The sequence below is a fragment of the Rahnella victoriana genome, from assembly GCF_004330295.1.
GTDB lineage: Bacteria > Pseudomonadota > Gammaproteobacteria > Enterobacterales > Enterobacteriaceae > Rahnella > Rahnella victoriana.
This window is the reverse complement of the sequence record NZ_SJOJ01000002.1, coordinates 46,693-71,543: the sequence shown is the minus strand read 5'-3', so window position 1 is coordinate 71,543 and position 24,851 is coordinate 46,693. Positions and strand designations below refer to the sequence as shown.

Annotated in this window: 21 protein-coding genes; 11 read left to right on the top strand and 10 right to left on the bottom strand. The window is 52.2% G+C overall.

Annotated features, from left to right (window positions below; translation table 11 throughout):
• Positions 1–34 precede the first annotated feature (34 nt).
• A complete protein-coding gene (locus EYY67_RS02170; RefSeq protein ID WP_131692717.1) occupies positions 35–586 on the bottom strand; it encodes an NAD(P)H nitroreductase in 552 nt (183 codons plus the stop codon).
• 179 nt (positions 587–765) lie between these two features.
• On the opposite strand from EYY67_RS02170, the gene sppA reads away from it, so the two are divergent.
• The 3 genes from sppA (at position 766) to pncA (ending at position 4,423) form a co-directional block, all read left to right on the top strand.
• Complete coding sequence (gene sppA / locus EYY67_RS02165; RefSeq protein ID WP_131692716.1) at positions 766–2,619, top strand: signal peptide peptidase SppA; 1,854 nt, start codon at positions 766–768, stop codon at positions 2,617–2,619.
• Positions 2,620–2,767: 148 nt separating this feature from the next.
• Positions 2,768–3,781, top strand: a complete 1,014-nt coding sequence (gene ansA / locus EYY67_RS02160; RefSeq protein ID WP_095921882.1) for an asparaginase — start codon at positions 2,768–2,770, stop codon at positions 3,779–3,781.
• Positions 3,782–3,793: 12 nt separating this feature from the next.
• Complete coding sequence (gene pncA, locus EYY67_RS02155) at positions 3,794–4,423, top strand: bifunctional nicotinamidase/pyrazinamidase (RefSeq protein ID WP_131692715.1); 630 nt, start codon at positions 3,794–3,796, stop codon at positions 4,421–4,423.
• Positions 4,424–4,492: 69 nt separating this feature from the next.
• Here pncA and EYY67_RS02150 read toward each other — a convergent pair whose 3' ends face one another.
• The 3 genes from EYY67_RS02150 to msrB all read right to left on the bottom strand — a co-directional run bounded on the left by EYY67_RS02150 (position 4,493) and on the right by msrB (position 5,970).
• Positions 4,493–5,095 carry a LysE family translocator gene (locus EYY67_RS02150; protein ID WP_131692817.1) on the bottom strand — a complete coding sequence of 201 codons (603 nt, stop codon included), beginning with the start codon at positions 5,093–5,095 and terminating at the stop codon, positions 4,493–4,495.
• 93 nt (positions 5,096–5,188) lie between these two features.
• Entirely contained in the window at positions 5,189–5,461 is a 273-nt protein-coding gene (locus EYY67_RS02145) for a YeaC family protein (protein ID WP_013575364.1), read from the bottom strand.
• A gap of 95 nt (positions 5,462–5,556) precedes the next feature.
• On the bottom strand, positions 5,557–5,970 hold the full coding sequence (gene msrB / locus EYY67_RS02140; protein ID WP_131692714.1) for a peptide-methionine (R)-S-oxide reductase MsrB: 414 nt from the start codon (positions 5,968–5,970) through the stop codon (positions 5,557–5,559).
• Positions 5,971–6,319: 349 nt separating this feature from the next.
• Here msrB and gapA point away from each other — a divergent pair, with 349 nt between their 5' ends.
• Both gapA and EYY67_RS02130 read left to right on the top strand, forming a co-directional pair.
• Positions 6,320–7,318 (top strand): glyceraldehyde-3-phosphate dehydrogenase, encoded by a 999-nt coding sequence (gene gapA / locus EYY67_RS02135; RefSeq protein ID WP_165497932.1) that lies wholly within the window; start codon positions 6,320–6,322, stop codon positions 7,316–7,318.
• Between the two features lie 166 nt (positions 7,319–7,484).
• Positions 7,485–8,354 carry a D-hexose-6-phosphate mutarotase gene (locus EYY67_RS02130; protein ID WP_095921878.1) on the top strand — a complete coding sequence of 290 codons (870 nt, stop codon included), beginning with the start codon at positions 7,485–7,487 and terminating at the stop codon, positions 8,352–8,354.
• A 74-nt stretch (positions 8,355–8,428) separates the two neighbouring features.
• On the opposite strand, the gene EYY67_RS02125 is transcribed toward EYY67_RS02130, so the two are convergent.
• Positions 8,429–9,283 (bottom strand): aldo/keto reductase, encoded by an 855-nt coding sequence (locus tag EYY67_RS02125; RefSeq protein ID WP_131692712.1) that lies wholly within the window; start codon positions 9,281–9,283, stop codon positions 8,429–8,431.
• Between the two features lie 110 nt (positions 9,284–9,393).
• On the bottom strand, positions 9,394–10,143 hold the full coding sequence (locus EYY67_RS02120) for a MipA/OmpV family protein (protein WP_131692711.1): 750 nt from the start codon (positions 10,141–10,143) through the stop codon (positions 9,394–9,396).
• A 533-nt stretch (positions 10,144–10,676) separates the two neighbouring features.
• Here EYY67_RS02120 and yeaG point away from each other — a divergent pair.
• Both yeaG and EYY67_RS02110 read left to right on the top strand, forming a co-directional pair.
• A complete protein-coding gene (yeaG, locus tag EYY67_RS02115; RefSeq protein ID WP_095921875.1) occupies positions 10,677–12,611 on the top strand; it encodes a protein kinase YeaG in 1,935 nt (644 codons plus the stop codon).
• Between the two features lie 34 nt (positions 12,612–12,645).
• Positions 12,646–13,920 carry a YeaH/YhbH family protein gene (locus EYY67_RS02110; protein ID WP_119827182.1) on the top strand — a complete coding sequence of 425 codons (1,275 nt, stop codon included), beginning with the start codon at positions 12,646–12,648 and terminating at the stop codon, positions 13,918–13,920.
• 143 nt (positions 13,921–14,063) lie between these two features.
• Here the strand turns inward: EYY67_RS02110 and EYY67_RS02105 are convergent, their stop codons facing one another.
• A complete protein-coding gene (locus EYY67_RS02105; protein ID WP_095921820.1) occupies positions 14,064–14,828 on the bottom strand; it encodes a DUF481 domain-containing protein in 765 nt (254 codons plus the stop codon).
• Between the two features lie 468 nt (positions 14,829–15,296).
• Here EYY67_RS02105 and nadE point away from each other — a divergent pair, with 468 nt between their 5' ends.
• Positions 15,297–16,127, top strand: a complete 831-nt coding sequence (gene nadE / locus EYY67_RS02100) for an ammonia-dependent NAD(+) synthetase (protein WP_095921819.1) — start codon at positions 15,297–15,299, stop codon at positions 16,125–16,127.
• Positions 16,128–16,277: 150 nt separating this feature from the next.
• Complete coding sequence (locus EYY67_RS02095) at positions 16,278–17,474, top strand: multidrug effflux MFS transporter (protein WP_131692710.1); 1,197 nt, start codon at positions 16,278–16,280, stop codon at positions 17,472–17,474.
• A gap of 10 nt (positions 17,475–17,484) precedes the next feature.
• Here the strand turns inward: EYY67_RS02095 and dadX are convergent, their stop codons facing one another.
• Complete coding sequence (gene dadX / locus EYY67_RS02090; protein WP_131692709.1) at positions 17,485–18,558, bottom strand: catabolic alanine racemase DadX; 1,074 nt, start codon at positions 18,556–18,558, stop codon at positions 17,485–17,487.
• Positions 18,559–18,623: 65 nt separating this feature from the next.
• Positions 18,624–19,925 (bottom strand): D-amino acid dehydrogenase, encoded by a 1,302-nt coding sequence (locus EYY67_RS02085; RefSeq protein ID WP_131692708.1) that lies wholly within the window; start codon positions 19,923–19,925, stop codon positions 18,624–18,626.
• 646 nt (positions 19,926–20,571) lie between these two features.
• On the opposite strand from EYY67_RS02085, the gene EYY67_RS02080 reads away from it, so the two are divergent.
• Positions 20,572–22,107, top strand: a complete 1,536-nt coding sequence (locus tag EYY67_RS02080) for a SpoVR family protein (RefSeq protein ID WP_131692707.1) — start codon at positions 20,572–20,574, stop codon at positions 22,105–22,107.
• 67 nt (positions 22,108–22,174) lie between these two features.
• On the opposite strand, the gene fadR is transcribed toward EYY67_RS02080, so the two are convergent.
• Positions 22,175–22,897 (bottom strand): fatty acid metabolism transcriptional regulator FadR, encoded by a 723-nt coding sequence (gene fadR / locus EYY67_RS02075; protein WP_131692706.1) that lies wholly within the window; start codon positions 22,895–22,897, stop codon positions 22,175–22,177.
• Positions 22,898–23,141: 244 nt separating this feature from the next.
• On the opposite strand from fadR, the gene nhaB reads away from it, so the two are divergent.
• A complete protein-coding gene (gene nhaB, locus EYY67_RS02070; protein ID WP_095921814.1) occupies positions 23,142–24,719 on the top strand; it encodes a sodium/proton antiporter NhaB in 1,578 nt (525 codons plus the stop codon).
• Positions 24,720–24,851 lie beyond the last annotated feature (132 nt).

Here is a 24,851-nt window from a genome sequence, read left to right as displayed (position 1 = left end):
GATTAAAACCGGTTAATAAATGTGCTGCCAGGATTTAGAAGTGGCTGACGAAAGGGGTGCTGTCGGCCGGGATCACCTGCAGGCTGGCTTTCAGCTGTGGCGTGCCGAGGTAGAGGAATCCGACGATTTTGTCGTTTTCACCGCATTTGAATGCCTGGCGCACATCCGCATGGTCGGTCCAGGCGCCGGTGCGCCAGATGCCGTTAAAGCCCTGCGCCAGCGCGGCCATCTGCATGGCGTGAACCGCACATCCGGCAGACAGCAGTTGCTCCCACTGCGGCACTTTCGGGCTGTCTTTGCAGGTGGCGATCACGGTAATGATTTGTGGCGCACGTAATGGCGCCTGCGTGGCCTTTTCAATGGCTTTTTCATCCGCGCCGTCTTTAATAGCCGCTGCACGCAGCACTTCACTGAAACGGGTCAGGCCGTCGTTTTCAGCAATCACAAACCGCCACGGCTGTAATGCCCCATGATCCGGCGCGCGCATACCGGCATGAATGATGTTTTGCAGCGCTTCGCCCGCCGGTGCAGGAGCAGCCAGACGGGAAGCAGAACGGCGGTTAAGTAATAAGTCCAAAGCATCCATGATGTTCTCCTGAGAATAAGGGCTATTTGGATTACGTTAACATAAGCGTAACGCCTTTTTCCAACGTACACATGGCTTTCAGATAATGCATCACTGCCAAATCCTGACATGATTTAAAGCTGACATTTTTCCGGCAGGTCATTAGGATAGCGGGACTTATCCGTCTTGTTGGAGAGACCATGCGCACATTGTGGCGAATTATCGCCGGTTTTTTTAAGTGGACCTGGCGTCTTCTTAATTTCGTCAGAGAATTTATTCTCAACGTATTTCTTATTCTGATCATTCTGGCCGGTGTCGGCATCTGGTACGCCGTGCAGGACAAACCGGTGGAAACGACCAAAGGTGCGCTGCTGGTTGATCTCAGTGGTTCCGTGGTTGACAAGCCGTCGGTCAATAATAAAGTCCGTCAGTGGGGCCGCGAATTGCTCGGCACCTCAAGCAGCCGTTTGCAGGAAAACTCGCTGTTTGATTTAGTCGATACCATCCGTGCCGCGAAAGATGATAAAGACGTCACCGGTATCGTGTTACAACTGACCGATTTCACCGGTACTGACCAGTCATCCATGCAATATATCGGCAAAGCACTGCGCGAATTCCGCGACGCAGGCAAACCGGTGTATGCCATCGGCGACAGCTATAATCAGTCGCAATACTATCTGGCCAGCTATGCCAATAAAATCTATCTGTCGCCACAGGGCGCGGTCGATCTGCACGGTTTTGCCACGAACAATCTCTATTACAAATCGTTGCTGGATAAGCTGAAAGTCACCACCAATATCTTCCGCGTCGGTACCTATAAATCCGCCGTAGAACCGTTGATCCGTGATGATATGTCCCCTGCCGCCCGCGAAGCTGACAGCCGCTGGATTGGCGGATTGTGGACCAACTATCTCAATACCGTTTCCGCTAACCGTCAGATCACCCCTGAACAATTGTTCCCGGGCGCGGCGGGCGTGCTGGCCGGTATGCAGGCCACCGGTGGCGATATGGCGCAATACGCGCTGAAAACCAAACTGGTGGATGCGCTGGCATCACGCACCGAAGCGGACAACGAGATGGTGAAAGCCTTTGGCTGGAACAAAACCACCAAAGACTTTAATTACACCAGCATTTACGATTACTCGCCGAAACCAAAACCGGACAATAACGATCCGCAAATCGCCGTGATCTTCGCGACGGGCGCAATCAACGACGGTGAAGAACAGCCGGGTGCAGTCGGTGGCGACACCACGGCACAGCAAATTCGTGAGGCCCGTCTGGATCCGAAGGTGAAAGCGATTGTCCTGCGCGTCAACAGCCCTGGCGGCAGCGTCAGCGCATCTGAAGTGATCCGCTCCGAACTGGCTGCGGCCAAAGCTGCAGGCAAACCGGTGGTGGTTTCTATGGGCGGCATGGCGGCTTCCGGCGGTTACTGGATCTCCACGCCAGCTAACTACATCATCGCCAGCCCGAGCACCCTCACCGGCTCCATCGGTATCTTCGGCGTGATCAACACTTATCAGGACACGCTGGATTACGCCGGTGTGCATACCGACGGTGTGGCGACGTCACCGCTGGCGGATATTGCGTCCACCAAAGCGCTGCCGCCGGAGTTCTCCCAGATGATGCAGCTGAACATCGAGAACGGTTATAAAACCTTCCTCGGTCTGGTGGCGGATTCCCGTCATAAAACGCCTGAACAGATTGATCAGATTGCACAGGGGCATGTGTGGCTCGGCTCTGATGCCAAAGCCAACGGTCTGGTGGATGAACTGGGCGATTTCGATGACGCGGTGAAGAAAGCGGCGGATCTGGCGAAACTGCCAAAATGGCAACTGAACTGGTATGTCAGCGAACCCGGTCTGGCTGATCTGCTGTTCTCGCAAGTGAGCGCGTCTGTTCATGCGATGTTGCCAGCGGCGATTCAGGCCTATCTGCCTGAGCCAGTCAGCAAGATGGCGATGGAGCTGAAATCACAGGCCGACCTGTTCAGCAACATGAACGATCCGCAAAACCGTTACGCACTTTGCCTGACCTGTGGTGACGTGAAGTAACATCCCGATTTGGCATAAAGATTCACCGGAATGCACAGCCCGACGCTTCTCACTGAGAACGTCGGGCTTTTTTAGGGTGGGACACCTGCAGATAAGCCTTTATACTTAGCGGAGTGGCTTTCACCTTTCTAAAAAAAGAACATCTTCAATGACTAAAAAATCTATTTACGTTGCCTATACCGGCGGCACCATTGGTATGCAACGTTCTGAACAGGGTTACATTCCGGTTTCCGGCCATTTGCAGCGCCAGCTGGCGCTGATGCCTGAATTCCACCGCCCTGAGATGCCTGAATTTACCATCAAAGAATACGCGCCACTGATGGATTCCTCCGACATGACGCCTGAAGACTGGCAACACATTGCCGACGATATTCAGGCGCATTACGACGAGTACGACGGTTTCGTCATCCTGCATGGCACGGACACCATGGCGTTTACCGCATCCGCACTCTCCTTTATGCTTGAAAACCTGAGCAAGCCGGTCATTGTGACAGGGTCACAGATTCCGCTCGAAGCCCTGCGTTCTGACGGACAAATCAACCTGCTGAACTCGCTGTATATCGCGGCGAACCATCCGGTCAACGAAGTCACCCTGTTCTTCAACAACCGTCTGTATCGCGGCAACCGCAGCACTAAAGCACACGCCGATGGTTTCGATGCCTTTGCCTCACCGAACCTTTCGCCGCTGCTGGAAGCCGGGATCCACATCCGCCGTCTTTCCACGCCATCACTGCCGGAAGTCCCTGCCGCTAAACTGAAAGTGCACCACATTACGCCGCAACCTATCGGCGTGGTGACGATTTATCCGGGCATTTCTGCCGAAGTGGTACAGAATTTCCTGATGCAGCCGGTGAAAGCGCTGATCCTGCGCTCCTACGGCGTCGGCAACGCACCACAAAAAGGCGATCTGCTGAAAGTGCTGAAAGACGCCTCAGAGCGCGGCATTGTGGTGGTTAACCTGACGCAATGTATTTCAGGGCGCGTCAATATGGGGGGATATGCCACCGGTAACGCCCTCGCACATTCCGGCGTGATCAGCGGCTTTGATATGACCGTGGAAGCGGCGCTGACCAAGCTGCATTACCTGCTCAGCCAGTCACATACGCCGGAAGAAATCCGCGAACTGATGCAGCAAAACCTGCGTGGCGAACTGACCGAATAAATAAGGGGCATTATGAAATCTGCGTTGTTGCTGGTCGATCTGCAAAACGATTTTTGTCACGGCGGTGCGCTGGCGGTGACTGACGGCGATGCCACGATTGCGGTCGCCAATCAGATGATGGCGTGGTGTAAAAGCCATGACATCCCCGTGCTGGCGTCTCAGGACTGGCATCCGGCCGGACATCGCAGTTTCGCCGCGAATTCCCACGCCGAACCCTGGACGCTGGGGGATCTGAACGGTTTGCCACAGGTCTGGTGGCCGGTTCACTGCGTCCAGCACGAACCGGGCGCAGAATTTCACCCGGCGCTGAAACTGCCGCTGGTAGATTTTGTGGTGCAGAAAGGCACCAATCCGGACATTGACAGTTACAGCGCCTTTTACGACAACGGCCACCGCGCCGCCACCGTGCTGAATGACTGGCTGAAAGCCGCGCAGATCACGCATTTGTATGTGATGGGGCTGGCGACGGATTACTGCGTAAAATTCACTGTGCTTGACGCCCTGGAACTGGGTTATCAGGTGACGTTGCTGACCGATGGCTGTCGGGGTGTGAACTTAAAGCCACAAGACAGCGCACAAGCGGTTGAAGCGATGCGGGTTGCAGGTGTGAAGGTGAGTACGTCCGGGGCGGTGACGGCGTGAATTTTGTCGTCCTGCTAAAGAAATAGCAGGACGACAAAGAGCAGCAAAATCTTTAACCAGCCCACCACTTCAATGCAGAAAACTACTCAACGCAAAAACAACCAGCATTCCCCCGCCCGCAACGTTCACTATCTTTTTCAGGGTCCGAGTGTTCATCTTGCTGGCAGAGAAAACAAGCGTCTGACTGAGGGTGATAAGCCACACAGACATCACTGCAATGTGCACACTCGCCAGAATCATATAATGCCCGATCTCTCCCTGGCTGCCCGCAAATTGCGACACCACAGTCAGGTAAAACAGGATGGCTTTCGGGTTGAGTACATTCGCGATCCAGGCCTCTTTCAACGTCACCGCGCCGCCGCTGCCGTCGAACACCATTGCACGTGCGCTGAGGCCACTGCGGATAAGCTGGATGCCGAGCCAAAGCAGATAAACCGTGCCGGCTATTTTCAGAATATTGAAAAGCGTCGGAGAAGCCACAAGCAGTGACGTGATGCCAAGCCCGATAAGGATGGCATGGGTATATATTCCGAGAGCCGTGCCGGTGAGCGTCTTTAGAAGCCCTTTCCGTCCACCTGACAGTGCACTGTTCATGGCAAGCGTGAAACTCGCACCGGGGGAAAGCGCAACGGGAAGTAATGCGGGGATGAAGCCGGTTAAATTGATGTCCATAGGCTGATAAGAATTTAGGGTAAATTCCTTTTTAAGTGGATTAACATCAATTTTAAAGGCGCGGCTCAGCGCCCTTTTTTGCACCTGCGGGGTTCACTCAGGTTTGAGTTTGATCAGCGTGTCCTGCGCAAACTGCTGTTTCAGTTCCTGCTTACTTTTGGTGACGATCTGTCCGTCCGTGCCGATGCTCATATGCTGGGCATCGACGTTGTGACGCGACTGATACAGCATCACGGCCTGCAGGCTGTGCTCTTTTTGTTCCGGCGTCAGGGCGACACCGTCCGGCCATTTACCGAGTTCGACAGCCTGCGCGAGACGTGCGTAGATTTCCGGCGTCATCACATCAATAAGTTGATTAATTTCCATCTGAGCACCTTGTGTTCATCACTATTATTCAAGCGGTTTTGAATAATAGCTGAATCGATTTTGTCGGTTAGATTACAACATCATTTTCTGGCGGCTTAACCGGTGGTTTTCCCGCCATTCTGACCGTCGGTGAAACTCATCGAGGCCGAGTTTACACAGTAACGTTCGCCCGTCGGTTTCGGGCCATCGGGGAAAACATGCCCTAAATGCGCGTTACAGCGGGCACAGCGAACCTCGACACGCGCCATATTATGCGACTTATCAGTAAGATATTTAATCGCATCAGGGGTCACGGGCTGATAAAAACTTGGCCAGCCACAGCCGGAATCGTATTTGGTATCGGAGTAGAACAGCGCCGAGTCACACACCACGCAATGATAAAGCCCTTCGCGGCGGTTGTGCAGCAACTTTCCAGAGTACGGAGGCTCTGTTCCGTGTTCCTGCGTGACATAACGTTGTATTTCAGTGAGTTGCTCAAGGGTAGAGGAAGATTTGGCTTCAATGCTCATGATTCTCGTTCTCTGACGAATATAAAAATCAACTAAAATAACAGTTTATAATAACAAAAAATTAACAACAGGTCTGTCTGTTTTGTCCTAAACTGTATGGCATCGGCGTTACCCTGCTCCAACTTGTGATGGCGATCACACTCCTGTTCTTCCGGTACTTTATATTCAGTTTTTCGCCCCCATGTGGTTGTGAGCCGATTAAAAAAACGGAACGTGCAATAAGCGAGCAACAGTAGGTCGTCGCTTTGACTTACAGCAATAATTGACACGATTCCGCTTGACGCTCAGCAAGGTTTTTGTAATTTTACAACCAACCTTTTATTCACTAAAAAAATAGCTGGTGGAATATATGACTATCAAAGTAGGTATCAACGGTTTTGGCCGTATCGGTCGCATTGTTTTCCGTGCTGCTCAAGAACGTTCTGACATCGAGATCGTAGCAATCAACGATCTGTTAGACGCGGACTACATGGCATACATGCTGAAGTACGACTCAACTCATGGTCGTTTCAACGGTACTGTTGAAGTTAAAGACGGTCACCTGGTTGTTAACGGCAAAACCATCCGTGTTACCGCTGAGCGTGACCCAGCTAACCTGAAATGGAACGAAGTTAACGTTGACGTTGTGGCTGAAGCGACTGGTCTGTTCCTGGATGATGCGACTGCTCGTAAGCACATCGCTGCAGGCGCTAAAAAAGTTGTTCTGACTGGCCCTTCTAAAGACAACACGCCAATGTTCGTTATGGGTGTTAACCATAAAGAATACGCAGGTCAGGAAATCGTTTCTAACGCATCTTGCACCACTAACTGCCTGGCACCACTGGCTAAAGTGATCAACGACAACTTCGGTATCGTTGAAGCGCTGATGACCACTGTTCATGCAACTACCGCAACTCAGAAAACTGTTGATGGCCCGTCTCACAAAGACTGGCGCGGCGGCCGCGGCGCATCCCAGAACATCATCCCTTCTTCTACCGGTGCTGCTAAAGCAGTAGGTAAAGTTATCCCGGCTCTGAACGGTAAACTGACCGGTATGGCGTTCCGCGTTCCTACCCCTAACGTTTCTGTTGTTGACCTGACTGCACGTCTGGAAAAACCAGCTTCTTACAAAGAAATCTGCGCAGTGATCAAAGCAGCTTCTGAAGCAGGCGACCTGAAAGGCGTTCTGGGTTACACCGAAGACGACGTAGTTTCTACCGACTTCAACGGCGAAAAACTGACTTCCGTATTTGATGCGAAAGCAGGTATCGCGCTGAACGACAACTTTGTGAAACTGGTTTCCTGGTACGACAACGAAACTGGCTACTCAAACAAAGTATTGGATCTGATCGCTCACGTTTCCAAATAATTGGTTATGTGAATGAACTGATTGAAGGGCGACGCAAGTCGCCCTTTTGCTTTCTGTCGGATGCACTTTTTTATCAGCACATGAGTGCGATCAAACAGACAGGTTTGGTTCATGTGTAGTCTTGGTTGTAAATCGTAATTGTTTAACCCTGACAGGACTTTAGATAATGACAGAACAACTCTTTTCTCTTCCGGTCGTAAACCAAATCTCTACCTCCGTCAGCCAGCGTCAGATTGACGAACTGCCGGTGCTCGTTGTCACCCATCCGAAAGTTCGTGCCGCAATTGCCCTGCAAGGCGCGCACCTGTTGTTATGGCAGCCTGAAGGTGAAGAACCTGTGCTGTGGATGAGCAGCGCCAGTGCGTTCAAAGAAGGCGTCGCGATCCGTGGTGGCATTCCAATTTGCTGGCCGTGGTTCGGTCCGGCGGGTCAGCCTTCACATGGTTTCGCCCGTAATCTTCCATGGGAACTGACTGACCATAAAGAAAATGACGAAGGCGTCGTTCTTACCTTAACGCTGAAAAGCTCTCCTGAAACACTGGCTCTCTGGCCACATGAGTTCACGCTGAGCGCACGTTTTTCACTGGGGGAAACCTGCCATATTGAGCTGGAATCTACCGGTGATTTCGAAGCCAACAGCGCCCTTCACACTTATTTCAACATTGGCGATATCGCGGATGTCAGCATAAAAGGTCTGGGCAACAACTTTATCGATAAAGTCGATGGCGCAAAAGCCAAGCAGGAAACGGGTGATCTGACCTTCACCGGCCAAACTGACCGCATTTACACCCAGCCGCAGGCCACCAGCGAAATCGTTGACCCGGTACTGAAACGTACGCTGGTTGTCGCACATGAAAACAATTCTGACGTGGTTGCGTGGAACCCGGGTTCTGCCCTGTCAGTCAGCATGGCGGATATGCCGGACGACGGTTACAAAACCATGGTCTGCGTTGAAACGGCACAAGTTTCCCACAAACATGTGTCTACCCATGCAGCACCTGCACGTCTGGCGGTGACTTTCTCCCTCCGTAAGTAGTTTGCAGCGCGCATGACAAAGGGGCCGGAAGGCCCCTTTTTGTCGTCTGATGGCAGATAGGAAGCGGAGAGACTTCAGACCATATCCAGCGGCATTTTATGGCGTGGCGCCGGGAACGCGGCATCAATGCGTGCGATTTCATCTGCCGTCAGGCTGAGCGTCAGCGCCGCCGCATTATCTTTTACATGCCGGGGCTGTACCGCTTTGGGAATGGCGATCACGTTACCGGAGCGTATTACCCAGGCCAGCGCAATCTGTGAACTGCTGACACCGCGTGCCTGGGCGATATCCAGCATCACCGGTGCGGTCAGCACGTCGTGGCGTAACTTACCTGCCTGTGCGAGAGGACAATACGCCATCACCGGTACGCTGTGCTCTTCACACCACGGCAGCAGGTCGAATTCGATCCCACGGGCCGCTGCGTGATACAACACCTGGTTGGTCATGCATTCATTGCCGCCGGGGATTTTCCACAGCGCCTGCATCTCGTCAGTATCGAGATTCGACACGCCCCAGCGACGGATTTTGCCGGACTGCTGCAATTTTTCCATCGCCGCCACGGTGTCATGTAACGGAATCGAACCACGCCAGTGCAACAGGTACAGGTCTATACAATCTGTCTGTAATCTTTTCAGGCTTTGCTCACAGGCGGCGATCGCTTTCGCGCCACCGGCATGGTGCGGGTACACTTTTGATACCAGAAAAACCTCATCCCGACGTCCGGCGATGGCCTCTCCGACCACCCTTTCCGCGCCGCCATCGGCGTACATTTCTGCGGTATCGATCAGGGTCATACCGGCATCCAGCCCCTGCTGCAAGGCTTTCACTTCAGAGCGAATGTCACTGTTTCGCTCTCCCATATACCAGGTACCTTGTCCGATTGCGGGTACGGTCCTGCCGTCGGGGAATTGCACGGTGTTCGCTTTCATCTGTTTCCTCCGGTTGGGTTATGACTGCAATATCTGATGATCTATAAATGTGCAAATGGGGCGAAACGCCCCATTAATGTGCAACTCATTCACTCTGACGGTGCATTGCATCAGAAGGTGTAGGTAACACCTGTCCACAGTACACCCGTCCAGTCTTTTTCGATGATCGGGCTGTCAGTCACTTCACTGCCGAGGCGCAGATAGCGGCCCGTTACGAAGCCCTGCCATGCAGGCGTGAAATTGTATTTCGCGGAAACTTCAACGTACGGGCTGAAACTGTCGTCTGCAGAATAGCTGTGGAAACCACTGCGACGCGATTCGTCTTTGGTCACGCCATAATAATAATCGTTGAGATTCGAGCTGAACCAGGTCACACCAAAACCTGGTACCACGGCCCAGTTAGACCCTTTGATCGCATACAGATAACCCAGATCAGCGGTCATACCGTTACTGGTATCAAGGGTGTCCGCGTTAAAGCTGGCGCGAATCGTACCCCACTCAGCGTTATGAGAATAGGCCAGACCCGCCATCAGGGTGGAGTGACGTTTGTCCAGACGCTTCATGCGCTTGTCATCGCTGTCACTCGGGTCGAAGGTTAACGGGAAATAGCTGGCGGTGATGCTCAGTTTGTTCGCATCGTCATTCCACAAATAGTAACCCGCCATCAGGGTGTGGAAGTAGAAGTCATCATTGTCGTAATTGATGATCGGCACGGGATAAACGTGGTCGTTATTGCCACGGTACGGATCAGGGGCGACCAGCGCGGAACCACCGACCTGCCAGGTTCCCGCAACAGCAGCATGGCTGCAAATCACTGCCGCGCCCACGATGGACAGTGTTTTAAGAGTAATTTTTTTCATTGTCTTAATTCCATTAAGTAAAAAATCGCCGCTAGTGTAAATGAACCGTAAACGTCGCGCTTAGCAAATCTGGGTCTATGAAAAGACATATCCAGAAAAACCGGGTCGATCGCACAATTTAACTGCAAAATATGAAATAAAAATGACTAAAGAAACAACTTCCGCTCTGCAAAGCACGTCCTGCAAGGCTTTTCAGAGCATTCCTGATAACTGAGTCATTGATATGACTTAAAAAACCGCAAACGCATAGAGGAAATTTTCTTAATGCCAAACTACGCTTATAAATAGATGAAAGACTTAGCCTGAACGGTTGCCCATCCCACCGGGTCTGACAGTGAACAAATCATCGCATCTGTCGGCTTTGAAGGGGTTCTGCAAGTTGGCATAAGGGTTGCTGTATTCAGGTGGGAGATCTTTCTTCCGGGGGCGCTGAAAAAAGCTCTCATTAACCTGTGCTATACCCAACTCATTGGAATTGCAGCCAGTCGGCGGTTCCGGGGACGAAGGGTAAAATAACGAAGGACGGGCATCGTATGAACATATTTGACCACTATCGCCAGCGCTATGAGGCTGCCAAGGACGAAGAGTTCACACTGCAGGAATTTCTTACCATTGCACGGCAAGATCGCAGTGCTTATGTCAATGCGGCGGAACGTCTGTTGATGGCCATCGGTGAACCAGTGATGGTAGATACCGCGCTTGAACCACGCCTGTCGCGTTTATTCTCGAACCGTGTTGTTGCACGTTACCCTGCATTTGAAGAATTTTACGGCATGGAAGAGGCTATCGAACAGATTGTCTCCTACCTGAAACACGCCGCGCAGGGTCTGGAAGAAAAGAAACAAATCCTTTATTTACTGGGCCCGGTGGGCGGCGGTAAATCATCTCTGGCCGAACGGCTGAAATCCCTGATGCAACGCGTACCGATTTATGTGCTGAGCGCCAACGGCGAACGCAGCCCGGTAAACGATCATCCTCTGTGCCTGTTCAACCCGCAGGAAGATGCGCATATTCTCGATAAAGAATACAACATTCCTCCGCGCTATCTCGGCACCATCATGTCGCCATGGGCGGCAAAACGTCTGCATGAATTCGGTGGCGACATCACCAGGTTCAAAGTCGTGAAAGTCTGGCCGTCGATCCTCGAACAAATTGCCATCGCCAAAACAGAACCCGGCGATGAAAACAACCAGGACATCTCAGCGCTGGTCGGGAAAGTGGATATCCGTAAACTGGAAAACCACGCGCAAAACGATCCTGATGCCTACGGATATTCCGGTGCACTGTGCCGTGCAAACCAGGGCGTGATGGAATTCGTGGAGATGTTCAAGGCCCCGATTAAAGTACTGCACCCGTTACTGACAGCGACGCAGGAAGGTAACTATAACGGTACCGAAGGTATTTCCGCCCTGCCGTTCAACGGCATTATTCTGGCGCACTCTAACGAATCTGAGTGGGTGACGTTCCGTAACAATAAGAATAATGAAGCCTTCCTTGACCGCGTGTACATCGTGAAAGTGCCTTACTGCCTGCGCGTGTCGGAAGAGATGAAAATCTACGACAAACTGCTCAGCAACAGTGAGCTTTCTCATGCGCCATGCGCCCCGGGAACGCTGGAAACGCTCGCGCGTTTCTCGATCCTCTCGCGTCTGAAAACGCCGGAAAACTCCAGCAGCTATTCCAAAATGCGGGTGTATGACGGTGAAAGCCTGAAAGATACCGACCCGAAAGCCAAGTCCTACCAGGAATATCGCGATTATGCGGGCGTGGATGAGGGCATGAACGGGCTGTCGACGCGTTTCGCGTTTAAAATCCTCTCCCGCGTGTTTAACTTTGACCATGCCGAAGTGGCCGCCAACCCGGTTCATCTGTTCTATGTGCTGGAACAGCAGATCGAGCGCGAACAGTTCCCGCAGGACATCGCTGAGAAATATCTGGAGCACCTGAAAGGCTATCTGATCCCGAAATACGCTGAGTTCATCGGCAAAGAGATCCAGACGGCTTATCTGGAATCCTATTCAGAATACGGACAAAACATTTTCGACCGTTATGTCACCTACGCTGACTTCTGGATCCAGGATCAGGAATACCGCGACCCGGATACCGGTCAGTTGTTTGACCGTGAAGCGCTGAATGCTGAGCTGGAAAAGATCGAAAAACCGGCCGGGATCAGCAATCCAAAAGATTTCCGCAACGAAATCGTCAACTTCGTGCTGCGTGCTCGCGCCAATAACAGCGGCCGCAATCCAAACTGGACCAGTTACGAGAAACTACGCACGGTGATTGAGAAAAAAATGTTCTCAAATACCGAGGAATTACTGCCGGTTATCTCGTTTAACGCCAAGACGTCGACCGATGAACAGAAAAAACATGATGATTTTGTCGACAGAATGATGGAGAAAGGATACACACGCAAACAGGTACGCCTGCTGTGTGAATGGTACCTGCGCGTAAGAAAATCCTCGTAACAGAAGATCGTTGGCAACGTCGTTTGGGGGAAATATGACGTATTTTATTGACCGTCGGCTGAATGGCAAAAATAAAAGCGCGGTGAACCGCCAGCGCTTTTTGCGCCGCTATAAGTCGCAAATCAAACAGTCGATTGCCGAGGCCATCAACAAGCGTTCGGTTACCGACGTAGACAGCGGGGAATCGGTATCGATTCCCAACGCTGATATCAACGAGCCCATGTTTCATCAGGGTCGCGGTGGCTTGCGCCACCGTGTTCACCCCGGCAACGACCACTTTGTACAGAATGACCGCATCGAACGACCGCAGGGGGGCGGTGGTGGCGGCAGTGGTCAGGGCGATGCCAGCCAGGACGGTGAAGGCGAAGATGAATTTTCATTCCAGATCTCCAAAGACGAATATCTCGATCTGCTTTTTGAAGATCTGGCGCTGCCTAACCTGCGTAAAAATCAGCATAAACAGCTGAATGAATTTAAAACCCACCGCTCCGGTTACACGTCTAACGGCGTGCCGGCCAATATCAGTGTGGTGCGCTCTTTGCAAAACTCGCTGGCCCGTCGCACGGCGATGACTGCGGGTAAAAAACGGGAGCTGCGTGAACTGGAATCGACGCTGACCGAGGTCGAACACAGTGAACCGGCACAATTGCTGGAAGAAGAACGTCTGCGTAAAGAGATTGCTGAGTTGCGGGCAAAAATCGCCAAAACGCCGTTCATCGATACGTTTGATTTACGTTACCGCAACTATGAGCGTCGCCCTGAGCCTTCGAGCCAGGCAGTGATGTTCTGTCTGATGGATGTCTCCGGTTCAATGGATCAGGCAACCAAAGACATGGCCAAACGTTTCTATATTCTGCTCTATCTGTTCCTGAGCCGGACGTATAAAAACGTCGATGTGGTCTATATCCGTCACCATACCCAGGCCAAAGAAGTGGATGAACAGGAGTTCTTCTACTCGCAGGAAACCGGCGGGACCATCGTTTCGAGCGCGCTGAAACTGATGGATGACGTCATTCAGGAACGCTACGACCCGGCGCAGTGGAATATTTATGCCGCGCAGGCCTCTGATGGCGATAACTGGGCTGACGACTCCCCTCTGTGCCACCAGTTGCTGGCACAGAAAATCCTGCCAATGGTACGTTATTACAGCTATATCGAAATCACCCGCCGCGCCCACCAGACGCTGTGGCGTGAATACGAAGTGTTGCAGGAGAAATTCGATAATTTCGCTATGCAGCATATCCGGGAACAGGAAGATATTTATCCGGTGTTCAGGGAACTTTTCCATAAGCAAACTGAAAACGGTTAAGAACGAAATAAAATACAACCGGCGATGAATCTGTCGCCGGTTTTTTTATGTTTTTTTACCGCGTTTCGATGCACCAAAATAATCCATTAAAAAAGCCGGGGGATTTCTCCTCCGGCTTTTTGCATTATTTCCCGACGGGAAAATTACAGACCGTAAACCAGGTTCACAGACGTCACGGTATCGGTTTTATCCGGTGCGCTGGCAGGTGGTTTAGTGTTGTAGGTGACGTCATAGGCCACTTTCAATGAGAAGTGGGTATTGATTGCCACAGTCAGTGCAGTTTCAGAGTTCAGCGTGGTTTCGTCGTTCGCTAAAACGGAGAAGCCCTGGGTGAAACGTGCCGTGTCGCTGATCTGATAACCGTAAGTGCCGGAACCGTAGGCCAGAGCACGGGTGGTGTTACCGCCCTGTTCGAACTCATCGTGACGAACACCAGGACCTGCTTCCAGGTTCAGCGTATGAACCGGGCCGCTCCAGATCTGACGACCGTAACCGACCGCGCCGACAGTACGTGAACGGTAACCGTTATAACGGTCGCTCAGCCAGCTCGCCTGACCAAACACATAGTTCGCGGTATCCAGGTTGTAGCGCGTACGGCCGCCAGCCTGATATTTTTCAGATGAACGCACACCGGACGAAGACGTGTTACGCGCAGAACCCCACAGGCTGTAAGCCGTGTTGGTATCAAACCAGGTCATGGTGGTATCAGCATTCAGCGTGGAGTTGCTGGTGTTACCGGTTTGCGCACTGTAACCCGCCTGAACGTTGCCTTCGAACGGTTTTTTCGCCTGAGCAGGGTCATCTAACGCGGTGAAGATTGTGGTGTCTGCAAGGCTTGAAATACTGAACAGCGCTGCACCGCAGACTACGGCACAAGCTGGTAAACGACGTACAACCCGAAAAAACATTTTGTTTCCCCAATAAGACTTAAGGCAAATAACGACATTAGAACCACACGATGTATGCCATTAATTAGGATCCGTTAATCAAGCCTGGCAACTCCATTTCGATGGCACATGCATACAAATATTTCTACCGCAACAAATATAACGCACTCAGCCCAGGATATCTTAATAAAGCGGCTTTTTTAGATAGTTCCGAATGACATATATTTCCGGCAATAGAAACATACAAAATCATTACACTTCCTTTCATTGATTTCTTATTTCAATGCGGGTCAGTAATCGATCTTAACGCGCCACACTTTACTTCTTTCCTGCCGCTTTCGTTCGAAATATTGCGAGCTGGCAGCGTACAGATTTCCGCCGAACTCGTCGCTGAATCTTGTCCTTTTGAGCGATGCGGGGTAGTTTTATCCTGATAACGTCTTATTTTTGCCTCGGGTTCCTCGAAGGCAGCCTTCAGGAGGAGTGGTCATGGCTTTACAACAAGAGATTATTCAGGCTCTGCACGTTAAACCGCACATCGATGCCGCACAGGAAGTCCGTGTCAGCGTCGATTTTCTCAAAAGTTATCTGCTGGCCCATCCGTTCATCAAGACACTGGTTCTGGGCATCAGCGGCGGGCAAGATTCTACTCTTACCGGCAAACTTTGCCAAACAGCAATTAGCGAATTACGTGCGGAAACGACAGAAGCGGATTATCAGTTCATTGCGGTGCGTTTACCTTACGGCGTGCAGGCGGATGAAGCCGACTGTCAGGACGCGATCACCTTCATCCAGCCGGATCAGGTTCTGACCGTGAATATCAAAAATGCGGTGCTGGCAAGCGAAGCGACATTGCGTGAAATCGGCATTGAACTGAGCGATTTCATCAAAGGCAATGAGAAAGCCCGCGAACGCATGAAAGCCCAGTACAGCATCGCCGGGATGAAGAAAGGCGTGGTGGTGGGCACTGACCACGCAGCAGAAGCGGTCACCGGCTTCTTCACCAAATACGGCGACGGCGGCACGGACATCAATCCGATTTTCCGTCTGAACAAGCGTCAGGGAAAGGCATTGCTGAAAGAACTCGGTTGTCCGGCGCATCTTTATACCAAAGCCCCGACGGCCGATCTGGAAGAAGACCGCCCTGCCTTGCCGGATGAAGCCGCGCTGGGCGTGACCTACGAACTGATCGACGATTATCTTGAAGGCAAGAAAATCGACGATAACGCTGCCGCCATTATTGAAGGCTGGTATCTGCGTACGGAACATAAACGCCGTCCGCCGATCACCGTATTCGACGATTTTTGGCAGAAAATATAATTTCTGCGGTTCTTCGCATCAGACGGGCACCTCAGGGTGTCCGTTTTTATTCACGGCCCTGTCCCGCCTGTTTATCACAAGCCGCTTTCCATTCATTAACTAAATCATTACCCTTAGCGTCCTTTCGGATGACTGACAGTGATGTTTTCAATGCAAAAGTTTCTTTTTCTGTTGCTGAGCCTGGTGCTGCTCGGCCCTCTGGGTATTGATTTATATCTGCCCGCGATACCTGCCATTGCGCTCGGTTTACAGAGTACCGAGGCGGTCATTCAGTCCTCGATTTCGCTATTCATTCTGGTGATGGGCCTCGGTCAGCTGGTGGCCGGTCCGCTGGTGGATAAATTTGGCCGCCGCCCGATCGCGATTATCGGTGTGGTGGTTTATCTGGCCGGTGCAATAGTGGCCGCAACCGCCGTCGCGCCGTGGATGTTTCTGTTATCCCGTATTATTCAGGGGCTGGCGGTGTGCTGTACGTCGGTGGTGGTTTTCAGTGGCGTACGTGACCGGATGAATGGTAACGATGCGGCCCGTGCCTATGGCTTTCTTAACGGTACGCTGAACATCATTCCCGCGCTGGCACCGCTGATCGGTGGGCTGATTGCACAGTATTATGGCTGGCGTGCGCCTTTCTGGGCGTTAGCCGGTTATACGCTGGCGGTATTGCTGCTGGTGATAATCAAACTGCCGGAAACCCGCCCTGCCGGTACTCAGACCAACAATGGCCTGCCGTTTCGTCAGTACGCACGCATTTTGTTTAATGCCCGGTTCATTACTTTTGCCTTAGTCAACGCCGGTGCAATGGGCATGGCGCTGACTTATGTCTCGCTGGCGCCGACCGTATTGATGAATATTGCCGGGCTGACGCCTTTGCAGTTTTCCCTGGTTTTCGGCGCGAACGGTTTCTGGATTATGGCAGTGAGTTTTATCTCCAACCGCATCATCCATAAAGTGGGCCGTCCGGTGTGCCTGACGACGGGCGGCATTCTGATGTTTGCCGGTTGTCTCGGTCTGATTGCCGGTATCACGCTGGTTCCGCCTGCTGAGCAGACGGCAACCTGGCTGTACATGCTGCCGGTGGCGAGCGCCTGTGCCGGTCTGGCATTTCTGGTCGGTCCGGCTACCAGTTACGCACTCGAACCGTTTTCCAGTGAAGCGGGTGTGGCCTCGGCGCTGGTTGGGTCGGTGCAGATGGCAGGCGGCGCGTTACTCGGTTTTATCGCGATGGCATTACCGTTGCAGCCAAAACTGAGTCTGGCGCTGGTGATGCTGGCAGGAGGATGTCTGGCGATGCTGGCGCGGCGTGCCAGTAAGACTTCAACGGGTCGCCTGACCCGTCTGGAAAAGTAATACGTTTTTGTTATCCGATGGTCGTCACCGGTACGCGGGGTGCCAGCGCACTCAGCAGTTCGTAGCCCAGCGTACCGGCTGCCGTCGCCACATCGTCTGCCGGGAGGTTTTTACCCCACAATTCAACCGGTGAGCCAATCCCCGCCTGCTGGCAAGGCGTTAAATCCACCGCCAGCATATCCATGGAGACGGTCCCCACCGTGGTGGTTCGTACGCCATCCACCCAGACCGGCGTACCGGTAGGCGCATGGCGCGGATAGCCGTCAGCATAGCCACAGGCCACCACGCCTATCCGTTGCGCTTGCGTGACACTGTAACGGCCGCCATAGCCCACCCGCGCACCGGCATTGAGTTCCTGCACAGCGATCAGTTCGCTTTTCAGCGTCATCACCGGTTGCAGCCCGGTATCAGCGATATCCTGCCAGTCCCCGCTCGGCGACGCGCCATACACAATGATGCCCGGACGGATCCAGTCGTAATGGGTATGCGGATGCCAGAGCGTGGCAGCGGAGTTCGCCAGGCATCGCGGGCCGCTGATATGTTGCCCTGCGAAATTCACGGCAGCCATTTGGGCATCAACGCCTTCCACGCTGTCGGCGGTAGCAAAATGGCTCATCAGGGTGATCTCACCCACCTGCTTCAGTTCACGCAATTGTTGCCACGCGGCAGTCGTACGCTCAGGTGCAAAACCCAGACGGTTCATGCCGCTGTTCACCTTCAGATAAACGTTTACCGGCTGGCTGAATTGCGCCTCCGCCAGTGCGCGGATCTGCCATTCGCTGTGCACGGCGGTGGTCAGGCGGTATTGCGCTACCAGCGGTAAATCCGCAGCACTAAAAAACCCTTCGAGCAAAAATATCGGCCCCTGCCAGCCAGACTCGCGCAGCAAAATGGCTTCATTGAAATCGAGTAACGCAAATCCGTCGGTGGCGGATAAACTGCGCCAGATACGGGAAATACCGTGGCCGTAGCCATTGGCTTTCACCACCGTCCAGACTTTGCTTTCCGGCGCAAAGCCGCGAATGATATTGAGGTTTTGAGTTAACGCGGACAGAGATAATGTGGCTGAAATCGGGCGAGGCATACCAGCTCCGGCTATTGAAAAGTCGTGCCCGTGCACTGCTGCACGGGCGAAGAGTAACGGCAGGTTCAGCGCACAGGATGCATACTGTGCGGGCCAGCAGGATGCGCGATAAAGCCTGGACTGTAGCGTTCGACCGATAAATCATCGGAAGGAATGGCGGGCGTCACGCCGGACATAATATCCGAGAGTAACTGACCGGAACCGCAGGCCATTGTCCAGCCCAGCGTGCCGTGGCCGGTGTTGAGGTACAAATTCCTGATGCGCGTGCGCCCGACAATCGGCGTGCCGTCCGGCGTCATCGGCCGTAACCCCGTCCAGAACGTGGCCTGCCCGATATTGCCGCCATTCGGGTAGAGATCTCTCACCACCATTTCCAGCGTTTCCCGGCGAGCCTGCGCCAGTTTCAGGTTAAAACCGACTATCTCGGCCATGCCTCCGACGCGGATACGATCGTCAAAGCGGGTAATGGCGATTTTATAGGTTTCATCCAGTACGGTTGATACCGGCGCCGATGCCGGATCAGTAATCGGAATCGTCAGTGAATACCCTTTCAGCGGATAAACCGGGATCGAAACCAGGTCGGCCAGCAGTGCGGTCGAATACGACCCGAACGCCACCACATACGCATCGGCTTTCACTATTTCCTCGCCGCACTGAACGCCGGTGATTTCGCCGTTTACCACATGCAGTTTATCCACCGTGCGGTTGAATTCGAAAACCACCCCGGCCTGACGCGCCATTTCCGCCAGCTTGCGGGTAAACATCTGGCAATCGCCGGTTTCATCATTAGGCAGGCGTAATCCGCCCGTCAGTTTGTGTGCAACCTGCGCCAGGGCAGGTTCAGCGTTGGCCAGCTGGCCGGATTCGAGCAACTGGTACGGCACACCAGCATCTTCCAGCACGGCGATATCTTTCGCCGCGCTTTCAAACTGCTGCGCGGTGCGGAAAAGCTGTAACGTGCCGCCCTGACGCCCTTCGTACTGAATGCCGGTGTCATCGCGCAAGGCCTTCATGCAATCGCGGCTGTATTCCGCCAGACGAACCATGCGGCTCTTGTTGGTCTGATAGTGGTCCATGTCGCAGTTACGCAGCATCTGCCACATCCATTTCAGCTGGAACTGCGTGCCATCGAGACGGATTGCCAGCGGCGCGTGTTTCTGAAACATCCACTTCACGGCTTTCACCGGCACGCCCGGAGCCGCCCACGGCGCGGCATAGCCAGGTGAGATCTGTCCTGCATTCCCTGCGCTGGTTTCTTCTGCCGGGCCTGACTGACGATCAATGACCGTCACCTGATGACCCGCTTTAGCCAGATACCATGCACTGGCGACACCGACCACACCACTGCCTAAAATCACCACACGCATATCGACTCCACTCCACGACAAAACAAAGCATAATATTCTGATGACAGGAAATTAACCTGACTGAGAAAAATCACCAACACAGGCACGCATAACCGTGAGGTATTTCACATTTATTTATCGTTCATGACGAGATTTATTTCAATAGTCATAAATAAATAACGATATCCCGCAACATTACGTCTGATGGAGGAGAAATTTATGGTTTTTTGACAGCATTGACTTCATTGAAGTCACCCACCCCTTCCGATAAGAAAGCGCCTTCCGTTGCAGGGCATTATTCTTGTATACAAGGGTTAAATTAGCATTAAACGCTATAAAGCGTGCTACCCGTGATATTACCTCAGGGAGTGACGGAAGAGGTGATGATGGCAGACCGGGTATTTATAAAGGTCAGGTGAAACGAGGAAAATCCAACGTCTGTGAAAACTGTCATCCGTATCTCGTTGTGACCGGGCTGTCTGCTCTTTTATTCGACGATTGACAGGTCCCGGTCATAAGGATATAGATTTGTGAAAGAAGGGATTCATGGTGTTTATCTAACGGCACACTCAGATTGAGCTACGATTATCAATGGACGTGCGAAATCTTAAGAAAAGGTTGTGAATCAAACACTCTGTAGCGTCCATAACTAATGAGGGTGCGGCTTATGACGACAGTGACCCAAAAGCAAAAAACTGAGGACAAACGTCTTAGCGATGGACCGGACTGGACGTTTGAGTTGTTGCAAACCTATCTCGCAGAGATTGACCGGGTAGCCAAGTCGTACCGGCTGGAAACGTATCCGCATCAAATCGAGATCATCACTTCTGAGCAAATGATGGATGCCTATTCAAGTATTGGCATGCCGATCAATTACACTCACTGGTCGTTCGGTAAAAAATTTATCGAAACCGAACAGCTGTATAAACACGGGCAACAGGGTCTGGCGTATGAAATCGTCATCAACTCCAACCCGTGTATCGCTTATCTGATGGAAGAAAATACCATTACTATGCAGGCGCTGGTGATGGCACATGCCTGCTACGGACATAATTCTTTCTTCAAAAACAACTACCTGTTTAAGAGCTGGACTGACGCCAGTTCCATCGTCGATTATCTGCTGTTCGCCAAACGTTATATCAGTGAGTGCGAAGAACGTTACGGTGTCGATGAAGTGGAGCGCCTGCTGGACTCCTGTCATGCGCTGATGAATTACGGTGTCGACCGCTATAAACGCCCGCAAAAAATCTCCCTGCAGGAAGAACTCGCCCGACAAAAAAGTCGCGAGGCATATCTGCAAAGTCAGGTAAACACACTGTGGAAAACGCTGCCACGTAAAGACAGCGTGGACGCACCGGAACAGGCGCGCCGTTTCCCGTCTGAACCTCAGGAAAACCTGCTGTATTTCATGGAAAAAAATGCGCCTCTGCTGGAACCCTGGCAACGCGAGATCTTGCGTATCGTACGTAAAATCAGTCAGTATTTTTATCCGCAAAAACAGACACAAGTCATGAATGAAGGCTGGGCCACATTCTGGCACTACACCATCCTGAATCATCTGTATGACGAAGGGAAAGTGTCCGACCGCTTCATTCTGGAATTCCTGCACAGCCACACCAATGTGGTGTATCAACCGCCGTATAACAGCCCCTATTACAGCGGGATCAACCCGTATGCGCTCGGCTTTGCCATGATGCAGGACATTAAGCGTATTTGTCAGGAACCGACCGAAGAAGATCGTTACTGGTTCCCGGACATTGCCGGTTCCGACTGGCTGGATACGTTGCACTTCGCGATGCGTGACTTCAAGGACGAGAGTTTTATCAGTCAGTTCCTGTCGCCAAAAGTGATGCGTGATTTCCGTCTGTTTACCGTGCTCGATGATGACCACAATAATTATCTCGAGATCGCCGCGATCCACAACGAGGAAGGCTATCGCGCCATCCGTCAGGAGTTATCAGCGCAGTACAATCTGAGTAATCACGAACCGAACATTCAGGTCTGGAATGTGGATTTGCGCGGGGATCGCTCGCTGACCCTGCGTTACATACCGCAGGATCGTGCGCCGCTGGACAAGAGCCGTCGTGAAGTCATGAAACACGTTCATCGTCTGTGGGGGTTCGATGTGTTCATCGAACAGCTTAATGAAGACGGCAGCGTTGAATTGCTCGAACGCTGCCCGCCGCGCCCCGCTCCACTCTAACCCGCGCCGTTTTCAGCCAGTAAAAAAGGGCGCTAAGCGCCCTTTCTGATATCTGTCTGTCTCACACTCAACGATGCTTTTGTTCAGTCAGGTCACCGGGCATCGCGCTCTGCATGCTGTGCCAGATTTCACCACTCTGACGTCCATAATTGCGCACGCAATCCACAATCTGCTCGTAGCTTTTTTCGTGGCAGATATCTGACAGTTTCTTGTAGAAACTGATCGCCAGTTTACGCGCTTCAGGATTGGAGAAGTAATAGCGTCCGACGCGGGTATAAAGCCCACGCAAGCCGTTGATGATCAGGCCGTAAATCGGATTACCGGAAGCAAAGGCCAGACCACGGAAGATACCGTAATCAAGCGCGGTGAACGCTTCTGCATGATCTTCGACTTCAGCGGCTTTTGCCAGCACCTGTTGGGTTTCTTCCGGATTGGTGCGCATGGCTTTGCGGATAAAGATGGTGGCGATGTTGGTGCGGACTGACAGCAGATTATCAATCAGTTGCGGCACGCTGTCGTGATCGAGGCGCGCAAGGGTTTCCAGAATATTCAGCCCCGACGTTTCCCAGAAGTTATTCACTTTCGTCGGTTTTCCGTGCTGGATTGTCAACCAGCCATCCCGGGCAAGTCGCTGTAACACCTCACGCAATGTGGTTCTGGTCACGCCAATGAGTTCTGAAAGTTCTCTCTCAGCAGGCAAAATTGAACCCGGAGGGAATCGGCTGTTCCAGATACTTTCGATGATATACTCTTCGGCAAAACCGGCAGGACTTTGTGCCTTAATAACCATGTGTTTGTCGTTCCGTGTGGGACTTTTATTAGGGATATAGTTCAGCTCATCATACCAGATGAAAATCGCCTGTTATAGCGCTCCGGCGGAACTAATGTTGAAACTGTGCAGGGGTTGGCAGAATTTCACATTTCTTCGCATGTGATTGCCTCGTCTTTTGCGGTGAAAATTTTTGGCCGGAAGAATAAACTGGGCTATCGTTTTGATACATCTATAAATTACTTATAAAGGATCTTTGGGGACTATGGAAACTACCTTCAGTCGTGCATTCATCAGAAACTTTTTGGGTCAATCACCCAACTGGTACAAGATTACTATTCTGGCTTTCCTGATCATTAATCCGCTGGTTTTCTTTCTTGTCAGTCCGTTTTTAGCGGGCTGGCTGCTGGTCATTGAGTTCATCTTTACACTGGGCATGGCACTCAAATGCTATCCGCTTCAGCCAGGGGGTTTGCTGGCTATCGAAGCCGTGATGATCGGCATGACCAGTGCAGAGCGCATCCGTGAAGAGATTTCGGCCAATCTGGAAGTCATCCTGCTTTTGATTTTCATGGTGGCAGGCATCTATTTCATGAAGCAGTTGCTGCTGACCGTGTTCACCAAGCTGCTGTTAAACCTGCGCAATAAAATCGCCCTGTCGATGGCGTTTTGTTTTGCGGCCGCCTTTTTATCCGCTTTCCTCGATGCGCTGACAGTGATCGCCGTGGTGATCAGTGTTTCCGTGGGTTTCTATACGATTTACCACAACGTTGCCTCAAACCAGTCTGAAAAAGACGCTGTTGATGACGACAGTTCGTTTACCGGCAGCCAGCAACATGCCGCGGTGCTGGAACAATTCCGGGCCTTTTTACGCAGCCTGATGATGCATGCCGGTGTCGGTACCGCACTGGGTGGCGTCATGACGATGGTCGGCGAACCGCAAAATCTGATTATCGCCAAAAGCGCGGACTGGCAGTTTGTGGATTTCCTCATCCGTATGTCCCCCGTCACCGTGCCCGTGTTTTTCTGCGGCTTTATCGTGTGTGCCCTGGTGGAACGTTTCCGCTGGTTTGGCTACGGCGCGCAACTGCCGCAGCCCGTGTTTGAAGTGCTCAGGCAATATGATCAAAAAAACAGTGAGAACAATACCAAACAGGAACGCATTAAACTGGTCATTCAGGCTGTTATCGGTGTATGGCTGATTATCGCGCTGGCCTTCCATCTGGCCGAAGTCGGCCTGATCGGACTGACCGTCATTATTTTTGCTACCGCGTTTTGTGGCGTCACCGATGAACATGCGATCGGTAAAGCCTTTCAGGATTCCCTGCCGTTCACCGCCCTGCTGACGGTATTTTTTGCCATCGTCGCCGTGATCGTCGAGCAACATCTTTTCAGCCCGATCATTCACTTCGTGTTGCAGGCCGCGCCGTCGAATCAGCTTTCGTTGTTCTATCTCTTCAACGGATTGCTTTCTTCGGTATCAGATAATGTCTTTGTCGGTACGGTTTATATTAATGAAGCGAAATCTGCGCTGGTGAGCGGCGTGATCGACCTGAAGCAATTTGAGCTGCTGGCGGTAGCGATTAACACAGGCACCAACCTGCCGTCGGTTGCCACCCCGAATGGTCAGGCCGCATTCCTGTTCCTGCTGACCTCGGCTCTCGCCCCGTTGATCCGCCTCTCCTATGGCAGAATGGTCTGGATGGCGTTGCCTTACACGGTGGTCATGACGCTGGTTGGCTTGTTGTGCGTTCAGTATCTGCTGCCGGACATGACGCAGTGGTACACCGACATGGGATGGCTGAGCTTGCCACCGGTCAGTGAAGTGATGCCCGCACACTGATTCAGAGATTTACTGAAGTTAAAGTCGAATTGTCCGATTTATCGTAATTATTTACCGAATATTTATTCAGACAGGCTGGCAGCAGTGTGCAATTGGTTTACACTGCGTACCAGTTGCTCACTGCAGGGAAAA

Bases quoted from the DNA above. Each gene is read 5' to 3' on its own strand.
- EYY67_RS02145 (WP_013575364.1), bottom strand. From the start codon at position 5,461: ATGGAAATTAATCAACTTATTGATGTGATGACGCCGGAAATCTACGCA.
- nadE (WP_095921819.1), top strand. From the start codon at position 15,297: ATGGCTTTACAACAAGAGATTATTCAGGCTCTGCACGTTAAACCGCAC.
- EYY67_RS02150 (WP_131692817.1), bottom strand. From the start codon at position 5,095: ATGGACATCAATTTAACCGGCTTCATCCCCGCATTACTTCCCGTTGCG.
- EYY67_RS02130 (WP_095921878.1), top strand. From the start codon at position 7,485: ATGACAGAACAACTCTTTTCTCTTCCGGTCGTAAACCAAATCTCTACC.
- gapA (WP_165497932.1), top strand. From the start codon at position 6,320: ATGACTATCAAAGTAGGTATCAACGGTTTTGGCCGTATCGGTCGCATT.
- sppA (WP_131692716.1), top strand. From the start codon at position 766: ATGCGCACATTGTGGCGAATTATCGCCGGTTTTTTTAAGTGGACCTGG.
- yeaG (WP_095921875.1), top strand. From the start codon at position 10,677: ATGAACATATTTGACCACTATCGCCAGCGCTATGAGGCTGCCAAGGAC.
- EYY67_RS02125 (WP_131692712.1), bottom strand. From the start codon at position 9,283: ATGAAAGCGAACACCGTGCAATTCCCCGACGGCAGGACCGTACCCGCA.
- EYY67_RS02170 (WP_131692717.1), bottom strand. From the start codon at position 586: ATGGATGCTTTGGACTTATTACTTAACCGCCGTTCTGCTTCCCGTCTG.
- fadR (WP_131692706.1), bottom strand. From the start codon at position 22,897: ATGGTTATTAAGGCACAAAGTCCTGCCGGTTTTGCCGAAGAGTATATC.
- EYY67_RS02085 (WP_131692708.1), bottom strand. From the start codon at position 19,925: ATGCGTGTGGTGATTTTAGGCAGTGGTGTGGTCGGTGTCGCCAGTGCA.
- EYY67_RS02120 (WP_131692711.1), bottom strand. From the start codon at position 10,143: ATGAAAAAAATTACTCTTAAAACACTGTCCATCGTGGGCGCGGCAGTG.
- nhaB (WP_095921814.1), top strand. From the start codon at position 23,142: ATGGAAACTACCTTCAGTCGTGCATTCATCAGAAACTTTTTGGGTCAA.
- EYY67_RS02095 (WP_131692710.1), top strand. From the start codon at position 16,278: ATGCAAAAGTTTCTTTTTCTGTTGCTGAGCCTGGTGCTGCTCGGCCCT.
- EYY67_RS02080 (WP_131692707.1), top strand. From the start codon at position 20,572: ATGACGACAGTGACCCAAAAGCAAAAAACTGAGGACAAACGTCTTAGC.
- EYY67_RS02110 (WP_119827182.1), top strand. From the start codon at position 12,646: ATGACGTATTTTATTGACCGTCGGCTGAATGGCAAAAATAAAAGCGCG.
- EYY67_RS02105 (WP_095921820.1), bottom strand. From the start codon at position 14,828: ATGTTTTTTCGGGTTGTACGTCGTTTACCAGCTTGTGCCGTAGTCTGC.
- dadX (WP_131692709.1), bottom strand. From the start codon at position 18,558: ATGCCTCGCCCGATTTCAGCCACATTATCTCTGTCCGCGTTAACTCAA.
- pncA (WP_131692715.1), top strand. From the start codon at position 3,794: ATGAAATCTGCGTTGTTGCTGGTCGATCTGCAAAACGATTTTTGTCAC.
- msrB (WP_131692714.1), bottom strand. From the start codon at position 5,970: ATGAGCATTGAAGCCAAATCTTCCTCTACCCTTGAGCAACTCACTGAA.
- ansA (WP_095921882.1), top strand. From the start codon at position 2,768: ATGACTAAAAAATCTATTTACGTTGCCTATACCGGCGGCACCATTGGT.